The 1,462-nt window shown below is 34.8% G+C and carries 3 protein-coding genes; 2 read left to right on the top strand and 1 reads right to left on the bottom strand.

Going from position 1 to position 1,462, the window contains the following annotated elements; translation table 11 throughout:
• The first annotated feature begins 127 nt into the window (after positions 1–127).
• Both KGF65_RS16600 and KGF65_RS16605 read left to right on the top strand, forming a co-directional pair.
• Complete coding sequence (locus KGF65_RS16600; protein WP_001748109.1) at positions 128–391, top strand: AbrB/MazE/SpoVT family DNA-binding domain-containing protein; 264 nt, start codon at positions 128–130, stop codon at positions 389–391.
• On the top strand, positions 385–729 hold the full coding sequence (locus tag KGF65_RS16605) for a type II toxin-antitoxin system PemK/MazF family toxin (protein ID WP_001748110.1): 345 nt from the start codon (positions 385–387) through the stop codon (positions 727–729). Before KGF65_RS16600 ends, KGF65_RS16605 begins: the two co-directional genes overlap by 7 nt.
• Positions 730–873: 144 nt before the next feature.
• On the opposite strand, the gene KGF65_RS16610 is transcribed toward KGF65_RS16605, so the two are convergent.
• Positions 874–1,296, bottom strand: a complete 423-nt coding sequence (locus KGF65_RS16610; protein WP_214334914.1) for a YjdF family protein — start codon at positions 1,294–1,296, stop codon at positions 874–876.
• Positions 1,297–1,462: the final 166 nt, after the last annotated feature.

Below are 1,462 nucleotides of genomic sequence, written 5' to 3' on the forward strand. Positions count from 1 at the left end.
AAGAACGTTTGAATCTTTGATGGGTAAGACAACTTGTTGCATGTAAATGACCTCCAGTAAGAATATTTGCATTGTGTATCTACATGGGATATACTTGACTTGTAATAATAATTTAGGAGGGGAAAATATGGAACTTATTAAAGAACAAACACGCTTAGCAAAGTGGGGAAACTCGAAAGCTGCTAGAATTCCTAGCCAAATTATTAAACAACTGAAATTAGATGATAACCAAGATATGACAATAACCATTGAAAATGGATCAATTGTTTTAACACCAATAAAAAAGAACCCAACCAATATTCACGAACTATTTAAGGATTGGCAAGATGACGGGAAAAGGGATCACGAGCTTGATTGGGGAAAGTCAGAAGGTAATGAACTTCAATGGTAAGCCAAGGTGATATATTTTATGTTAACTTTAATCCAAGCCGTGGTCATGAACAGATGAATAAGCGACCAGCCATTGCGCTAAGCAATGATCTAGTCTGTCAGACAAGTAACATGACGATTGTGGCTCCAATTAGCAGTACCAAGCGTAATTTTCCAATGTATCATCGACTAACTAGTAGTCAAACAGTATATGGAAAAGTATTATTAGATCAAACCATAGCCTTGGATTTACGGGCAAGACATGTCACTGATGAAACTATTGTCGATCATGTATCGCGTGAAGAACTAGAAGAAATAATCACTTTGTACAAATTATTGTTTAGTATTGATGACAAATAGAAGAAGTTATTTCTTTAATATTAAAACAAATAACCCCCAACATCTGTAATATAGATGTTGGGGGTTATTCTTTCAATGTTTTCGAGGGGTGATTTGATAGTTATAGACCCTAAAATGCAACACATAGTTTTCTATACTAGCTTCTCAATGTCCCTTGTGTTTTTGTATTTTCTTGGCCTGGTGCAATTTATATCTTTTTTCTTGATCCAAGATCTTCTTAGTACGTCTATTATGTTGTCGAGTTACTTTTTGGCATTCCAACTGTTTTTGGAGTGTTTGCTGTGCTTTAGTACCGACACCATACTGAATACTCTTTCTAGCTAACCTTTGAAGACGCTTAGGATTGATTTTTCGTTCAGAAACAGACGAAGCACAAACAGTTTGTTTGAAAAAGATAATTCTATTCCAATGATGAATAACCAGATCGTAAATCAAAGTTAATTTAGGTTCTGAAGGGCCTAAGTTAACTTGACTAACTTCATAAGTTGAATCAAAACGTCTTTCAAAGATAGCTTTGTAAAACGGTGGTTCATAGACAATTGTTAATGATCCCTCAATAGTAGACATCAAACATCCTCCTTAAAATTAATTAAGAAAGATGGACAACCAAGGAGGCAGGTTACTGATAGCTTCGCTACGTTCGGACTACCAACCGAACTGTGTTTTTACTTTCTAATTCTAGTTTAACTCAAATATTCTATTCAGAATAGTTTGCTTAAAACTCTGAATGGGA

Origin of the sequence: Lactiplantibacillus sp. 30.2.29 (assembly GCF_018991255.1) — a bacterium.
GTDB classification, from domain to species: Bacteria; Bacillota; Bacilli; order Lactobacillales; family Lactobacillaceae; genus Lactiplantibacillus; species Lactiplantibacillus pentosus.

Bases quoted from the DNA above. Each gene is read 5' to 3' on its own strand.
- KGF65_RS16605 (WP_001748110.1), top strand. From the start codon at position 385: ATGGTAAGCCAAGGTGATATATTTTATGTTAACTTTAATCCAAGCCGT.
- KGF65_RS16600 (WP_001748109.1), top strand. From the start codon at position 128: ATGGAACTTATTAAAGAACAAACACGCTTAGCAAAGTGGGGAAACTCG.
- KGF65_RS16610 (WP_214334914.1), bottom strand. From the start codon at position 1,296: ATGTCTACTATTGAGGGATCATTAACAATTGTCTATGAACCACCGTTT.